Origin of the sequence: Arthrobacter sp. BB-1, from assembly GCF_006151685.1 — a bacterium.
Classification (GTDB): Bacteria; Actinomycetota; Actinomycetes; order Actinomycetales; family Micrococcaceae; genus Arthrobacter.
Genome location: NZ_VDEV01000031.1, coordinates 14,036 through 29,372, shown reverse-complemented (window position 1 = coordinate 29,372; position 15,337 = coordinate 14,036). Strand labels below are relative to the sequence as shown.

The window sequence follows — 15,337 nt, the reverse complement described above, 5'->3', positions numbered from 1 at the left end:
CGACGGCGGGAGGTCCCGCCGTCGTCCGTCCATACTGGAGGTAACATCGTCAGCAGGGCCACAGCAGCGGCAGCCACTGGCTGCCGGCGGCGATTGCCCGGAAGGTTTGGAAGGGGAACATTGCGCGCCACGGTCAAGGATGTCGCCCGCCGCGCCGGTGTTTCGCCCAAGACTGTCTCCAACGTCATGAACGGAATCGTTCCGGTCAGCGGGGCCACCCGGGCCAAGGTGGAGCAGGCCATCCTCGAACTGGACTATGTGCCCAACCTCTCCGCCCGCGGGCTGCGTAACGGAAGGTCCGGCGTGATTGCGCTGGCCCTGCCTGACCTGGGCACGCCGTACTCGGCAGAAATTGCCCACAATGTCGTCGAGGTGGCGCACGAGCAGGGCTGGATCGTGCAGCTTGAGGAAACCGGTTTGGATCCCCAGCGTGAGCACGAACTCATGGTGCGCGCCCGCTCCAACCTGATCGACGGGCTGATTCTCAACCCCGTGGTGCTGGACGAGAGCGCCGTCCAGGTGGGCGTTGCCCTTCCGCCCGTGGTCCTGCTCGGTGAAGTCACCCAAAAGCTCGCCGACCGGGTGTTCGTGGACAGCGTAGCGGCCGCGCGGGACATGACCCTGGCCCTGGCCAGGACGGGACGCCGCCGGATTGCCGTTCTGGGGACCACCCAGGGCAGGGGATCGGCTGCGGCCACCCTGAGAAGGCAAGGCTATGAAGAGGCCTTGGGGATCCTGGGCATTGACCGGGACGAGTCGCTGCTGATCCCCTGCGAAAGATGGACGCCGCAGACGGCCGCCGATGCCCTCACGGCCTACCTGGACTCCCATCCGCTTCCCGAGGCGTTGTTCTGCTTCACGGACTCCATGGCCATCGGCGCCCTGAGTGTGCTGTGGAAGAGGGGCCTGCGGATACCCGACGACATCGCCGTGGCGGGGTTCGACGACATTGCCGACGGCCGCTACGCCGTGCCGTCCCTGACCACCGTCTCCTTTGACAAGCGCGCCATTGCCAGCGAAGCCCTGCGCCTCCTGACCGAACGCATGGCGGACAGGGCGCAGGATCAGCGAGTGGTTTCCATCGACTACACGATTGTGGAGCGGGACAGCAGCCGCGGCTGAAACGAGAGTGTTCCACCAGCTTGTTGGCGCTAACAATATTTCCTTGCGGCGGCTATTACATCGATGTAATGTGAGACCTGCGTCACCTCCCCCAAGCATCCACCGGGAGTGGAGCGCGCCGGAACCGGAATTTTGAGCAGCAAGAAGTGACCTTTCAGCGGACCCATCCAAAGGAGTGATTGGTGAAGCAGTTTGAATTTTTTCCCGGGAAGCAGTTGTCTCGGAGGCAGTTACTGACAGGAACGGCGGCCCTGGGCAGCGTCCTGGCAGCAGGCGCACTGACAGGCTGCGGCGGAAATGCCCAGGCTGCCGGCGTGCGGGACATCGGGTTCTGGCATTTGCTGTCCGGTGGTGACGGCATCAAGATGCAGGCGATGATCAACGGCGCCAACCAGGCCAATCCGGACTTCAAGGTGCATCCCACGGTGCTGGCCTGGGGGCCGCCATACTACACCAAACTGGCCATGGCCTCGGCGGGTGGACGTCCGCCGGAGCTTGCGATCATGCACGCCAGCCGGGTGCCGGGCTACGCCCCGGGCGGCCTGATCGACCCGTGGGACCTCTCGCTGCTGGCAGAGCACGGCGTGACGGGTGAAAACTTCGCCCCGCGGATCTGGGAGAAGAGCCAGCAGGACGGCAAGGTATTCTCCATCGCCCTGGATTCACACCCGTTCGTAATGTTCTACAACACGGACATCGCCCGCAAGGCCGGCGTCCTGGCGGGCGACGGGCAACTGCAGGAAGTCGCCTCCCCCCAGGAGTTCGTGGCCATGGCCAAGGAAATGCAGAAGGTCACCCAAGCCCACGGACTGTCCTTTGGCTACCTTGGCAGCGGTTCCCAGATGTGGCGGCTGTTCTACACCCTCTACAAGCAGCACGGAGCGGACATCACCCTCACGCCGGGCCAGCCAATGAAGGTTGACCGGGACGCAGCCATTGGGTCGCTGGAATTCATGGCCTCGCTTTTTGATGACACCATCGCGGCCAAGAGCGGCGACATCAGCACCGGCATCGCGGAATTCGCCCGGGGCGGCTCGGGCATGCTGTTCAGCGGGGTCTGGGAACTGCCCACCATGAAGAAAGCAGGCATCCCGGTGGACGCCGCAACCATTCCCACGCTCTACGGCACACCGGCCGCCTACGCGGACTCGCACTCCTTTGTCCTTCCCCGGCAGCTGAACCTGGACGAAACGAAGCGCCGCGACGTCTACAAGTTCGTCAGCGACGTCCTCAAAGGATCACTCTCCTGGGCGGAAGCGGGCCACATTCCCGCGTACCAGCCTGTGGTCCAGTCCCAGGCCTACAAGGACCTCACGCCGCAGGCGCACTATGCGAACGCGGCCGACGTCATCGCCTACGATCCCGAGTCCTGGTTCAGCGGCTCGGGCTCCGACTGGCAGACCTACTTCGCGGAGAACGTCCAGAACGTCCTCCTTGGCCGCGACAAGGCAGCCGCAGGATGGGGCGCCTTCGAAGAGCGCACCAACCACCTTCTTTCCCGGCCCAACCCGGTCTAACCGCACCGAGCGACAAAGGAGTCCTTCATGAGTTCTTCACTAGCAGCCCGGCGCAGCCCCGGGAGCCTCACCAGGAGCAACCTCAGCGGCTGGGGGTTCGCCGCGCCCTTCCTGGTTTTCTTCCTCGTTTTCCTTGTGTGGCCGCTGCTTTACGGCGTCTACATGAGCCTCACCGGCAAGTCCCTTACCGGAGCCAACGACAGCCTGATCGGCTTCGCAAACTACGCCGAAGCGCTGGGCGACGCCGGCATGTGGCGCTCACTCGGCAACACCCTCTACTTCACGGTGATCAGCACGGTCCCGCTGGTACTGGTGGCCCTGGTGATGGCGGCACTGCTCAACGTGGGTTTGCCGGCCCAGTGGCTGTGGCGGCTCTCCTATTTTGCGCCGTACCTGCTCGCGTCCACCGTGGTCTCGCTGTTCTTCACGTGGATGTACAACCCGCAGCTTGGCCTGATCAATGATTCCCTGTCCAAAATCGGCATCCCCAAGGTGGCGTGGCTCAACGACCCCAACGTGGCCATGTGGGCGATTGTCATTGCCACCCTCTGGTGGACGGTGGGGTTCAACTTCCTGCTGTACCTGGCCGCCATGCAGAACATCCCGCACCAGCACTACGAAGCAGCATCCCTGGACGGCGCCGGAGCCTGGCGGCAGTTCTTCTCCATCACCCTGCCGCAGCTGACCCCCACCACCGTTATGATCGTGCTCCTCCAGATCCTCGCCTCCCTCAAGATCTTCGACCAGGTGTACCAGATGACCGCCGGCGGCCCCGGAGGGTCAACGCGGCCCGTGGTGCAGTACATCTTTGAAACCGGGTTCACCGGCTACCGGCTGGGCTATTCCGCAGCCATCTCCTACATCTTCTTCGGACTGATCGTGCTCGTCTCGGTCATGCAGTTCGTCATCACCCGCCGCAGGAGTGCATAACCATGGCAATTCAGACCCTCGACCGTCCCGAGTCAGGCATCAGCACCAGCCAGGACCTCCGCCAGCCCCGCAAGAAGATGACCGCCGGGAAGATCGCCGCTGTCGTGGTCGCCGCCCTTATCGCATTCCTCTGGCTGATCCCCTTCGCCTGGGCAACCGCCACCGCCTTCAAGACCGAGACGGATGCCGCGGCTCCGAAGATCAGCTGGTTCCCGCCGTCGGGCTTTACTCCCGAAGCCTTCGTGAAGGTGTTCCAGGACGGCAACATCCCGCTCTGGACGTGGAACTCGCTCTACACCTCGGCGGCGATCACGGCCATCACCCTGGTGATCTCCGCGCTGGTGGCCTACGCCCTGTCCCGGATCGACTTCAAGGGCAAGAAGGTGCTGATGACGGTGATTATCGCCTCCATCATCGTCCCGCCGCCGGTGCTGATCATTCCGCTCTTCTACCAGATGCTTGCCCTGCACATGATCGACACGTCCTGGGCGATCATCCTGCCGCAGGTCATCCACCCGGCCATGGTGTTTGTGCTCAAGAAGTTCTTCGACCAGATTCCCCGCGAACTTGAAGAAGCCGCGGTGATGGACGGCGCCAGCCGCATGCGGATCTTCACCCAGATCATCCTGCCGCTGTCCCGGCCCATCCTGGCCGCCGTCGCCATCTTTGTGTTCATCGGCGCCTGGAACAACTTCCTGTGGCCCTTCATTGCCACCAACGACGGCGCACTCCTCACCCTGCCGGTGGGCCTGCAGACCATTAAGAGCGCCTACGGCATCCAGTACGCGCAGAACATGGCGTCCGCCCTGCTCGCGGCGCTCCCGCTCATCCTCGTCTTCCTCTTCTTCCAGCGCCAGATCATCAAGGGCGTTGCGACGACGGGCCTCGCCGGGACCTGACCCGGCACCTTCCGCCTACCAAACCAACTACGCAACAGACCTGAACCAACACCAAGGAGCTGCAGCACATGTCCCGTGCACGGATCACCCTCGACCGCGACTTCACCATCGGCGAAGTTCCCCGCCGCCTCTTTGGCTCCTTCGTGGAGCACATGGGCCGCTGCGTCTACACCGGCATCTACGAGCCCGGCCACCCTGAAGCGGACGAAAACGGCTTCCGCCGCGACGTCCTCAAGCTCGTCAAGGAACTCGGCGCCACCGTCATCCGGTATCCCGGCGGCAACTTTGTCTCCGGGTACAACTGGGAGGACGGCATCGGCCCGCGGGAGGACCGGCCCCGCCGGCTGGACGGTGCCTGGCACACCGTGGAGACCAACGCGTTTGGCCTGCACGAGTTCGTTGACTGGTCCCGCAGTGCCGGGACGGAAATCATGGAAGCCATCAACCTGGGCACCAGGGGAGTGGACGCCGCCCGCGAGATCGTGGAATACGCCAACCACCCGGGCGGCAGCTACTGGTCCGATCTCCGCGCCAAGAACGGCCACAAGGACCCGCTCAACATCAAGCTCTGGTGCCTGGGCAACGAGATGGACGGGCCGTGGCAGATCGGCCACAAGACCGCCGAGGAGTACGGCCGCCTGGCGCAGGAAGCCGCCAAGGCCATGCGCTTCGTGGACCCGGACATCGAGCTGGTGGCCTGCGGAAGCTCCAACTCGGGCATGCCCACCTTTGGTGCCTGGGAGCAGACTGTCCTGACGCACGCCTACGACGAGGTGGACTACGTCTCCCTCCACGCCTACTACCAGGAGCACGACGGCGATGCCGGCAGCTTCCTGGCCAGCGCCGTGGACACCGACTACTTCATCGAATCGGTCATCGCCACCGCCGACGCCGTCCGGGCGAAGGGGAAGCACAAGAAGCACATCAACCTGTCCTTCGACGAGTGGAACGTCTGGTACCAGCGCGGGCGGGACACCGAGGACCAGCTGCGCAACGTCACCAAGGCAGGCTGGCGCGAGCACCCACGGCTCATCGAGGACAAGTACAACGTCACCGATGCCGTGGTGGTGGGAACCCTGCTGAACTCGCTGCTCCGCCACGGCGACCGCGTAAAGATCGCCAACCAGGCGCAGCTGGTCAACGTCATCGCCCCCATCTTCAGCGAGGAGAACGGCCCGGCGTGGCGGCAGACCATCTTCCACCCGTTCGCCCGCATGGCTGAGCTGGCGAAGGGCCAGATCCTGCGCCTGTCCGTTGACTCGGACAAGTACGACAATGCCCGCTTCGGCAGCACCGACCTCGTGGATGTCAGTGCCACGTGGAACGAGGAAACGGGCCGCGTGGCGCTCTTCCTGGCAAACCGCGGCCTTGACCAAGCTGCGGACATCGATGTCTCACTGCGCGGGTTTGATGCCCGTCAGGTGGTCCGCGCGGAGGTCCTGGAGATCCCTGAGGGCGGGGACCGCTTCACCGCCAACAGCCAGGACCGTCCGGACCAGGTGGGGCTCAAACCGCTGGAAGGGGCGAAGGCGAGCGGCTCCGAGCTCCGGGCAACGCTCCCGGCGCTGTCCTGGGCCGTGATCGAGCTGGACGTGGCTAAGAACTGACGCTTCCGCCGTCGACTGGGGGGAGCGGCGCCACACACAAGCCGACGACGGCGGGAGGTCCCGCCGTCGTCCGCTTGCTTTAAGGAGGTCCCGCTTTGGGTGAGCCCGCTAGCTCTCGATGGTCACGCCGCGCCAGAAGGCGATGCGGTCCTCGATCTGCTTGGCGCGCGGCTTCGGCTCCGGGTAGAACCAGGCCGCGTCCACGTTCAGCTTCCCGTCCACTTCCAGCGTGTGGTAGCTGGCTTTGCCCTTCCACGGGCAGAAGGAGTACAGGTCGCTGTCCCTGAGGTAGCCGGCGTTGACGGCGTCGCGGGGGAAGTAGTGGTTGCCCTCCACCACCACGGTGTCCGCGGATTCGGCGATGACTTTTCCGTTCCAGATAGCCCTGACCATGTGGTTCCGTTCTGTTGGGTGCCGGCAGGCGGCATGCTCGTAGGTATCTCAACGGCACCAACGCCGGGCTTGTTCCCCACAACAAAAGCGGACGGGGGCGGGAACCTCCCGCCCCCGTCCGCTTTTGTCCGCCTACCGCACCTGGGCAGCGGACTCCTGGAGTGCCCGCTGGTGGTGCAGGTACTCGAACAGCTGGCGCAGCCCATAGGACCATTCCGGCAATTCCTCGGCGCGGCCCACCTGGTTGATGAGTGCGCCGAGGTGCCGGCTGCGGATGGTGACAATATCGCCCATCTTGTGCGTGAAGCCCTGCCCCGGCTCGTCGCGGTCCTGCGTGGGGGCGAAGAGGGTGCCGGTGAACAGGGCGAAGCCGTCCGGGTACTGGTGGTGGCGTCCGCGCGTTGCGGCGACCAGTTCCTCGAAGGGCCGGCTGATCCGTGCCACCGAGTTCCGCCCCTCAAGGCTGTAGCCCTCCGCGCCATCGACCCGCAGCAGGATTTCCTCGTCGCGGAGGGTATCCAGGGTGAAGTGGGCGTCGAACAAGCGGATGAAGGGGCCCAGGGCGCTGGAGGCGTTGTTGTCCTTCGCTTTGCCCAGCAGCAGGGCGCTCCGGCCCTCGACATCGCGCAGGTTGACGTCGTTGCCCAGTGTTGCGCCCACAACGGTACCCTCCGAGGTGGCGATGAGCACCAGCTCCGGCTCGGGGTTGTTCCAGGAGGAGAACGACGGGATCCCCACCTGGGCGCCAAGTCCCACCGAGGACAGCACGGGGGCTTTGGTGAACACCTCGGGGTCCGGTCCGATGCCCACCTCCAAATACTGCGACCACAGCCCTTCCTGGATCAGCACCTTCTTGGCCTCTGCGGCTTCGGCGGAGCCCGGTCGGATGGCTGCGATGCTGCCGCCCAGTGCCTTCGCCACCAGCTCACGGGTCTGCTCGGCGCGGCTGGCGTCGCCGGCGCAGCGCTCCTCGATCACCCGCTCGATCATGCTGTCCACAAACGTCACGCCGCAGGCCTTGATCACCTGGAGGTCCACGGGGGCCAGAAGATGCGGGCGGGTGGTGTCGCGGGCCAGCGAGGCTTCGATGATCTCCGACGTTGCCCACCGGGGCGCGGTCATGGCGGCTCGGATAGCAGTTACGAGGTCCGGGCGTTCAAGGAGTTCTGAGACTGTCCCGGCCAGGGGCTGGAGGTCATAGACGTCCCCGCCCTGGACTGCGACGACGCGCGGACCGAAGGAGTCGACGTCCCAGATCCTGCCAATCAGGAGCGCCCCGGCAGCATCCTCCGGAAGGACCGACACCGGGCTGATGTCGCTGGGCGCGTTCACTGGCCGCCACCCGCCGTCGCCGGCGCACCTTCCGGCCGGTGCCACTCTCCGTCCACGCGCTGCGGCACCCGCCAGGGGTTGGCATCCTGCACCGGCTCCGGCAGCCGCTCCGCCGGGAAGGACTGGTAGGCGACCGGGCGCAGGAAACGCCGTATGGCTGCCGTCCCCACTGACGTGGTGTTCGACGACGTCGCCGGATACGGGCCGCCGTGGTGCTGCGCGTAGCTGACGGTAACGCCCGTGGGCCAGCCGTTCCACAGCACCCGGCCGCTGATGTCGGTGAGCCGGACGGCAAGGTCGGAGACGTCGTCGTCCGCTTCCGCCTGCAGCGTGGTGGTGAGCTGTCCCTCAAGGAGCCCCGCCAGTGCCGGGAGCTCCGACTCGTCCCCGTACTCCACAATGAGGCTCGCCGGCCCGAACATCTCCTGGCGCAGGATGGACGGGTCCTTGCGGACCGCGGACGCCGAGGTGCGCAGCACCGTGGGGGACGGCGCCTCGGCAAAGTCTCCCTCCACCAGTACCTCCACGCCCTGCGTACCGCGCAAACTTTCGACGGCGGCCGCGTACCCCTGGTGCAGCCGCTCGCTGAGCAGCGGTGCGGCAGCGAAACCCTTCAGTGCCTCGTTCAGGGCCGCGCGGACGGCGTCGGTGTGTCCGCGGGGAATGAACAGCAGTCCCGGTTTGGTGCAGAACTGGCCCATGCCCAGGGTGAAGGAGCCCGCGTAGCCTGCCACGATCTCGTCGCGGCGGACGGCCCACGCGTTTTCGGTGACGAAGACGGCATTGATGCCGCCCAGCTCGCCGAAGAACGGGATGGGCTCGGGCCGCGCGGCGGCGCGGTTGAACAGGGCGCGGCCGCCCGCCGTCGAGCCCGTAAAGCCGATGGCCTTGGTCAGGGGGTGGTCCACGAGGGCCTCCGCGGCGGACCGGCCGGTCACCAGGGAGAAGAGTCCCGACGGCGCCCCGGCAGCTTGGAGAGCGGCCACCACAATTTCCGCGGTGCGCGAGGCCAGTTGGACGTGGCCGTCGTGCGCCTTGTGCACCACCGCGCAGCCGGCGGCCAGAGCCGAGGCGCTGTCGCCGCCCATCACGCTGAAGGCAAAGGGGAAGTTGGAGGCGCCGAAGACGCCCACCACACCCAGCGGCACGTTGTAGCGGCGCAGGTCCGGCCGCGGCCCCATCCCCCATTCCGGGTCCGCGTGGTCGATGGTGGCGTCGAAGTGCTCGCCGCGCCGGATTTCGTCCGCGAACAGCCGGAGCTGGAAGGTGCTGCGCTTCAGTTCGCCGCGGAGCCGCGCCTCGGCCAGGTGTGTTTCCTGCTGCGCGACGGCCACGAGCGCATCGGCGTCATTGTCCAGGGCTGCTGCAACAGCCTCCAGCCAGGACGCGCGGGTGAAGGGATCCGCCGTCCGGGCCTTTTCGAAGGCGGCGTGGGCTGCTTCGACGGCGGCGTCCAGCTCAGCCACGCTGGTGGTCATCGGGCGCCTCCCGCCTGGGCGAGCTGGGCGCCGGTGACGGCGGCGCGGTTGCCCACTTCCGCCCAGCCGGCGCCGCCCGGGAACTCCCACCGTGCCCGCGAGGCGCTGAGCATTTCGGCGCCGGTGCCGGGCAGCTGCGGGGCAGCGTAGCGGCCGTTGATAATGCGGACCGGCTCGGCGAAGTGCTCGTGCAGGTGGTCCACATACTCGATCATGCGGCCGTCCTGGCTGCCGGTAATGGCCGCGTAGTCGAAGAAGGAGAAATGCTGGACCAGCTCGCAGAGTCCCACGCCGCCCGCGTGCGGGCACACCGGGACGCCGAACTTCGCGGCGAGCAGCAGGTTGGCGATGTTCTCGTTGACGCCGCCCACGCGGGTGGAGTCCAGCTGGAGGACGTCGATGGCGCCGGCCTGCAGGAGCTGCTTGAACACGATGCGGCTGGCGACGGCCTCACCGGTGGCCACGCGGACCGGTGCGACGCCCCTGCGGATCTCGGCGTGGCCCAGGATGTCGTCAGTGCTGGTTGGCTCTTCAATCCAGTACGGGTTGAACTCGGCCAGGTGGTTCACCCATTCGATCGCTTCGGAGATCTCCCACCGCTGGTTGGCGTCGATGGCGATGGGGAGGTCACCCACGGCCTGCCGGGCCAGGGACATGCGGCGGCGGTCATCGTTCAGGTCGCCGCCCACCTTGAGCTTGATCATGGAGAAGCCGTCGGCCACCGCCTGCTTGCTGAGCCGGACCAGCTTCTCGTCGCTGTAGCCCAGCCAGCCGGGGGAGGTGGTGTAGGCGGGATAGCCGTCCGCTTTGAGTGCGGCGATCCGCGCCGCCTTGCCGTCCTCCCCGGCGCGCAGGATATCCAGTGCCTGCTGGGGGTTGAGGGCGTCGCGGATGTGGGTGAAATCGACGACGTCGACGATCTCCTCGGCGGGCATTTCGCTGAGCAGGAGCCACAGCGGCTTGTTTTCGCGCCGGGCCCGGATGTCCCAGAGGGCGCTGACCAGGGCACCGGCCGCCATCTGGGTGACGCCCTTCTCCGGGCCGAGCCACCGTAGCTGGGAATCGTGGATCAGCCGCTTGGAAGCATTGCCCAGGTCGTAGATGAGCTCGTCGATGTCCCGGCCCAGCAGGAGGGCGGCATAGGAATCGATGGCGTGGGTGATGACTTCGTTGCCGCGGCCGCAGCTGAACACAAACCCATGGCCTTCGTCGCCCGCGTCCGTGCGGATGACCACGTAGGCGGCGGAGTAGTCGGGGTCAACGTTGACCGCGTCGGAGCCATCGAGTTCCAGGGACGTGGGGAAACGGACGTCCTGGGTACGGATGGAAGAAATGGAAGGCATGCTGGGTCTTCTCTCTGCGCTGGGAGGATTTCTGGGCTTTCCTATATGAAGTCCAATAATCATATATGGTCTGTGACCCAAATCAAGTGCCCTGGCCGGTCCAACGAAAAAGGAAGCCCGGCGCGTTGCCGGGCTTCCTTCTGCTGGCTCGCCTGCGGTCAGACGATGCGGGTCCTGGGCGGCCCGCCCTCCTCGAGGGGCTCCAGGTCCACCTTTCCCTCGAACGCCTGCGCAAAGCGGGTAAAGGAATTCCTGATGTGTTCCGCCATGGCCGCTTCGGCTTCCTCCGGACGGCAGGCCTGGATGGCCTCCCGGACGGCCGAGTGCTCGGCCATAGTGCTGGCGCCGTCCACGTCCGCGGGGTAGAGGCGGAAGGTGTGCAGGTGGCAGTGCGTCTGGGCGAAAGCGTGCCGGACCACCGGGTTACCGGCCGCCGCAAGGATGGTGTCGTGGAAGCGGGTGTCATGGGCAACGAGGTCCTGCCTCAGGTCGCCGCCGGCCTGGATAAGGCCCTGGAAGGCGGCCAGTTCCCTTTCCAGGGTTCGGGCAGGGTTGGCGAGCCGGTCCACTGCTGCCGCCCGGGCGGCCCACGGCTCCACCAGCAGCCGGAATTCAAATAGGGAACGCAGCTCGTCCAGGCCCAGCAGGGGAGTAGTGCTGTAGCCGCGGCCAGGCGTGTACACCACCAGGTTGTCGCCCTCCAGCCGCTGGAGCACCTCCCGCACCGGGGTTTGGGATACGCCCATGGCGCGGGAAACGGCGTCGATGTTGATCCGGGTGCCCGGCTCGATTTCCCCGTTCAGGATGGACGCCCGCATCGCGGAATAGACGTCGGTGACGGCTGCCTTGATGCGGGAAGTCTCGGACGGTTGACGTGGTGGCACGCATTTACCTCTTCGCAGTGTGTTGCCGGAGTCGCTGTGGGAATCATAAGCCACTGGCCGGTCTGGGGACCGTGGCGAAGTTTTTTCGGGCGGGGACTTGTCTTGGATCACTTTCTATATATGATCAACAACATTCCTATATGATCGTTCCCACCGAAAATGCGCCCGGCCCTTCCTTGGCCGCTGCGCCCAAAGCCCATGTTTACGTCAAAGGAGACCGTATGACTGCTCTAGGCAGTAGGCTTTCCCCCAAAACTTCCCCCAAGGCTCCCCGAACCATGACCCGCAAACGCTGGATGATCATCTGGCTCGCCTTCATCGGCCTCAGCATCAACTACCTCGACCGCTCCAGCCTCAGTGTTGCGCTGCCGTTCATGGGCAAGGACTTCGAGCTCTCGGCAACCCAGCAGGGCCTGATCTTCGCGGCCTTCTTCTGGGCCTACGACTTCTGCCAGCTGGCCGCCGGCTGGTACGTGGACAAGGTGGGCCCGCGCAGGTCGTTCTCGCTCGCGGCCGTCTGGTGGTCCGTCTTCACCATGGTTACCGCTGCCGCCACAAACTTCTGGTCCCTTTTCGCCGCCCGGTTCCTGCTCGGTGTTGGCGAAAGCCCCGCCCCCAGCACCGCGGCCAAGGTGGTGGCCACCTGGTTCCCGGTCCGGGAGCGTGCGTTTGCCACGAGCATCTGGGACTCCGGATCCCGTGTGGGCGCGGTGATCGCCCTGCCGATCGTGACCCTGATTGTTGCCTTCACGTCCTGGCACGCCGTGTTCATCATTATCGGCATTGCCGGCATCATCTGGGCGGCCGTCTGGTGGAAGGTCTACCGCAGCCCGGAGGAGCACCCGACGGCGGATGCTGCCGAGGTTGCCTATATCCAGGAAGGCGGTGCGCGCAGCGCAGCCAGTGATGACGAGGGTGCCGCAAAGCTTCCGTGGCGGTCGCTGTTCAAGTACCGGACAGTCCTGAGCATGATGTTCGGCTTCTTCTGCCTCAACAGCGCCATCTACTTCTTCATCACGTTCTTCCCGAGCTACCTGGTCAAGGAGCGCGGCTTCGACCTGCTCAAGCTCGGCTTCTTCGGCGCCATCCCCGGAATCTGCGCCGTGCTGTTCGGCTGGTTGGCCGGCTACGTTGCAGACCGCGCCGTCCAGCGGGGCGTGTCGATCACCCGCGTCCGCAAGACCGCCATCGCCGGCGGCCTGGCCGGCGGCTCAGTCATCATGTTCGCGGCCCTGGTACCCGAGGCCTGGATGGCGCTGGCCCTGCTGTCGGTGGCATACTCCAGCCTCACCGTCGCGGCAACAGGCATCTGGTCACTGCCGGCCGACGTCGCCCCGAGCTCACGCCACGTGGGCTCCATCGGCGGCCTGCAGAACTTCGCCTCCAACCTGGCGGGCATCTTCACCCCGATCCTGATCGGCGTCCTTGTGGACCAGACCGGCTCCTTCGTGGCACCGCTCGCCGTCATCGGTGCGGTGGCCCTGATCGGCGCCGCCAACTACCTCTTCGTGATGGGCAAGATCGAACCGCTGAAGGTGGCAGAACCCGCAAAGGTCTAGCGGGAGGAGCACGAAACTAAAGCGAACGACGGCGGGAGGTCCCGCCGTCGTTCGCTGTGTTCTGCGCTCCACTAACCCTCGGGTCGGCGCGGATCCGGATGAGGCTGGCACCAGCGCCAGGCAAGGCTTATCGCAAAAAATGCGCAGGATTTCCCTAGGAATCCGCGTCTTGGACCAAATCCCGTTTTCGCATCCAAACCCGTGCTTACAGTTGCCTTACCAATAAGCAGTAAGCCCGGGTTGGTGCGCAGCTTCCCTTCACCTGGCAGGCTCCAGAAGCCCCGGACCGTCTGCTACGCCCGGCCGGTAACGCGGCAGGGAAATTGTCGACCAGCTCTGCTCTTCGCTCCTGTCCTTATGCGACCGTCACGCGAAGAGCCCTGAATGGAAAGCCACTGCATGAAGAAGCTTTTGCCCCATGCCCTTTTTGCTGTTAGCTCCGTTTTTGCTGGATCAATGGCTCTCTTCCTGAGCCCCGCTGTGGCTCATGCTGGCCTTAGTCTTTCCCCCGCGTCTCCCTCTTACTCGCCTCCTCTGCCTGAGGGAGAGAGCCGATACATCGTTAAGTACGGCAATAACGTGAACGCGGAAGTGGAGTCCAAGTCCCTGGAACAAAACGGGATAGAAGTAAAAGCGACGCTTTCCCACGCAATGAAGGCTTCAGTAGTTGTGGCGACACCTAAGGAAATGGAGTCGCTAAAAGAATCGGCAGACGTAGCGTCCGTGGAACTCGACAGCCGTGCTTCGATAGCCAGTTCCACATCCGTCTGGGGGCTTGACCGGGTGGATCAGCGGTCCGGAAGAGACGGGCAGTACGGCTTCGATGCTGAAGGGGCCGGCGTGAACGTCTACGTCGTTGATACCGGACTGCTCATGTCCCATTCAGAGTTTTCCGGCAGGGTCCCTGCGAGCTGGAACGCAATCAATGACGGCCATGGAGTTAATGACTGTAACGGTCACGGAACCCACGTGGCCGGAACGGCCGCTGGAACAACGTACGGCGTTGCCAAGAAAGCGAACATCATTCCTGTCCGAACCCTTGAGTGTGACGGGAGCGGCTGGTCGTCCACAGTCATGGCGGGTATTGACTGGGCGATATCGCACCATAATGCCGGCCAACCAGCGGTGTTGAACCTAAGCGTCGGCGGTTTTACCAATGCCTCCTTTGATACGGCGGTTCAAAGCGCCATAAACGACGGGATAACAGTAATAGCGGCAGCAGGAAACTCCGGTCAGGATGCCTGCCTTACCTCCCCCGCCAAAGTTCCATCTGCCATTACCGTCGCAGCAACAAACATCAATGATGCCCAGGCATCATGGTCCAACTACGGTTCCTGCGTTGATATCCAGGCCCCCGGTGTAGCCGTCAGGTCTGCGTGGAATAGCTCTCCTACCGCTAGCAACAATTTGGATGGCACCTCCATGGCTACTCCTCACGTTTCTGGTGCGGCTGCGATCCTGCTTTCCCGTGATCGTTCGCTGTCTCCGGCCGAAGTTCAGCAGACAATGATCAATAACGCCACGATCGGTGCAGTCAGCGCCAACAAAGGTGCAACTCCTAACAGGTTGCTGTTTGTACCCCCGCCCACTCCGCCTCGTCCCTCCTGCGCGAATTTGCAGCTTGGTGATACATGGGCGGGAGTAGGCACACATTGTGGGCTGCAAGGGACTGCAGCTTCTGTTCCAGCTCCCGCTGAAGCGAAGGTAAGTGCCAGTGAACCACCTGCCCCGGTCCTAACCGCCATTGAAGCTCCTGTTTCTGCCTCCACTGTCACTCCAGGTGCTGATGATGCGCCGGCCCCTGCTCGGGTGCTTCAGGCAGGCTCCGCTTCCGCCCCGTACTCAGCCGACGCCCGCAAAGCGGAAGTGCCGGTGGGTGAACCTGAAACGACTCCACCTGCGGCTGCGGCGGATGACGTCGCTAACGGCGCCGAAACTGCACCTTCAGAAGCATCGTTGCCAGCAGCAGTTGCACTCTCTGCTCCGTCGCCGCTGGGTGCTTCCGCCGTCCCCGTCGGCGGCACAACAGAAGCCGCGCCCGCGGGTACAACTGCCACTGGGGCGAACAACCTTGTGTGGGCAACCACGGCCGGATTACTTCTCGCTGGCTCGGCTTTTGCATATGCAACCAGGAGATTGAGCCATTCAAGGCGGCTGGCAGTGCAACCTCGCCTTCGTCAACGCACAGCTGGTTCGCCTGATGAGGGCATCTAGGCAGCGGCTTGGCAGGAAAACCAGCCAGGAGAATCGCTGGCCGCCTTAAAGCAAAGCGG

At 64.8% G+C, this 15,337-nt stretch carries 12 protein-coding genes; 7 read left to right on the top strand and 5 right to left on the bottom strand.

The features are described from left to right. Nucleotides 1–120 precede the first annotated feature (120 nt). The 5 genes from FHJ30_RS17175 (at nucleotide 121) to FHJ30_RS17155 (ending at nucleotide 6,075) form a co-directional block, all read left to right on the top strand. Nucleotides 121–1,122 carry a LacI family DNA-binding transcriptional regulator gene (locus FHJ30_RS17175; protein WP_139030482.1) on the top strand — a complete coding sequence of 334 codons (1,002 nt, stop codon included), beginning with the start codon at nucleotides 121–123 and terminating at the stop codon, nucleotides 1,120–1,122. A 182-nt stretch (nucleotides 1,123–1,304) separates the two neighbouring features. Continuing rightward, nucleotides 1,305–2,639: an extracellular solute-binding protein gene (locus FHJ30_RS17170; RefSeq protein WP_139030481.1), complete on the top strand. Its 1,335-nt coding sequence runs from the start codon at nucleotides 1,305–1,307 to the stop codon at nucleotides 2,637–2,639. 27 nt (nucleotides 2,640–2,666) lie between these two features. After that, nucleotides 2,667–3,569: a carbohydrate ABC transporter permease gene (locus FHJ30_RS17165; protein WP_139030480.1), complete on the top strand. Its 903-nt coding sequence runs from the start codon at nucleotides 2,667–2,669 to the stop codon at nucleotides 3,567–3,569. Between the two features lie 2 nt (nucleotides 3,570–3,571). Further along, nucleotides 3,572–4,468: a carbohydrate ABC transporter permease gene (locus FHJ30_RS17160; RefSeq protein ID WP_139030479.1), complete on the top strand. Its 897-nt coding sequence runs from the start codon at nucleotides 3,572–3,574 to the stop codon at nucleotides 4,466–4,468. Between the two features lie 68 nt (nucleotides 4,469–4,536). Continuing rightward, entirely contained in the window at nucleotides 4,537–6,075 is a 1,539-nt protein-coding gene (locus FHJ30_RS17155; protein ID WP_139030478.1) for an alpha-N-arabinofuranosidase, read from the top strand. A 108-nt stretch (nucleotides 6,076–6,183) separates the two neighbouring features. On the opposite strand, the gene FHJ30_RS17150 is transcribed toward FHJ30_RS17155, so the two are convergent. The 5 genes from FHJ30_RS17150 to FHJ30_RS17130 all read right to left on the bottom strand — a co-directional run bounded on the left by FHJ30_RS17150 (nucleotide 6,184) and on the right by FHJ30_RS17130 (nucleotide 11,505). Further along, nucleotides 6,184–6,468, bottom strand: a complete 285-nt coding sequence (locus FHJ30_RS17150) for a DUF427 domain-containing protein (protein ID WP_139030477.1) — start codon at nucleotides 6,466–6,468, stop codon at nucleotides 6,184–6,186. Between the two features lie 132 nt (nucleotides 6,469–6,600). Next, a complete protein-coding gene (locus FHJ30_RS17145; RefSeq protein WP_139030476.1) occupies nucleotides 6,601–7,800 on the bottom strand; it encodes a fumarylacetoacetate hydrolase family protein in 1,200 nt (399 codons plus the stop codon). After that, nucleotides 7,797–9,278, bottom strand: coding sequence for an aldehyde dehydrogenase (NADP(+)) (locus FHJ30_RS17140; protein ID WP_139030475.1), 1,482 nt, complete (start codon nucleotides 9,276–9,278; stop codon nucleotides 7,797–7,799). The genes FHJ30_RS17145 and FHJ30_RS17140 overlap by 4 nt, the downstream gene beginning before the upstream one ends. After that, nucleotides 9,275–10,621, bottom strand: a complete 1,347-nt coding sequence (locus FHJ30_RS17135) for an enolase C-terminal domain-like protein (RefSeq protein ID WP_139030474.1) — start codon at nucleotides 10,619–10,621, stop codon at nucleotides 9,275–9,277. The genes FHJ30_RS17140 and FHJ30_RS17135 overlap by 4 nt, the downstream gene beginning before the upstream one ends. Nucleotides 10,622–10,779: 158 nt before the next feature. Then, a complete protein-coding gene (locus FHJ30_RS17130) occupies nucleotides 10,780–11,505 on the bottom strand; it encodes a GntR family transcriptional regulator (RefSeq protein WP_240793749.1) in 726 nt (241 codons plus the stop codon). Between the two features lie 278 nt (nucleotides 11,506–11,783). On the opposite strand from FHJ30_RS17130, the gene FHJ30_RS17125 reads away from it, so the two are divergent. Both FHJ30_RS17125 and FHJ30_RS17120 read left to right on the top strand, forming a co-directional pair. After that, nucleotides 11,784–13,064 carry an MFS transporter gene (locus FHJ30_RS17125; RefSeq protein ID WP_228404383.1) on the top strand — a complete coding sequence of 427 codons (1,281 nt, stop codon included), beginning with the start codon at nucleotides 11,784–11,786 and terminating at the stop codon, nucleotides 13,062–13,064. 399 nt (nucleotides 13,065–13,463) lie between these two features. Continuing rightward, entirely contained in the window at nucleotides 13,464–15,278 is a 1,815-nt protein-coding gene (locus FHJ30_RS17120; protein ID WP_171059112.1) for a S8 family serine peptidase, read from the top strand. The last annotated feature ends 59 nt before the right edge of the window (nucleotides 15,279–15,337 follow it).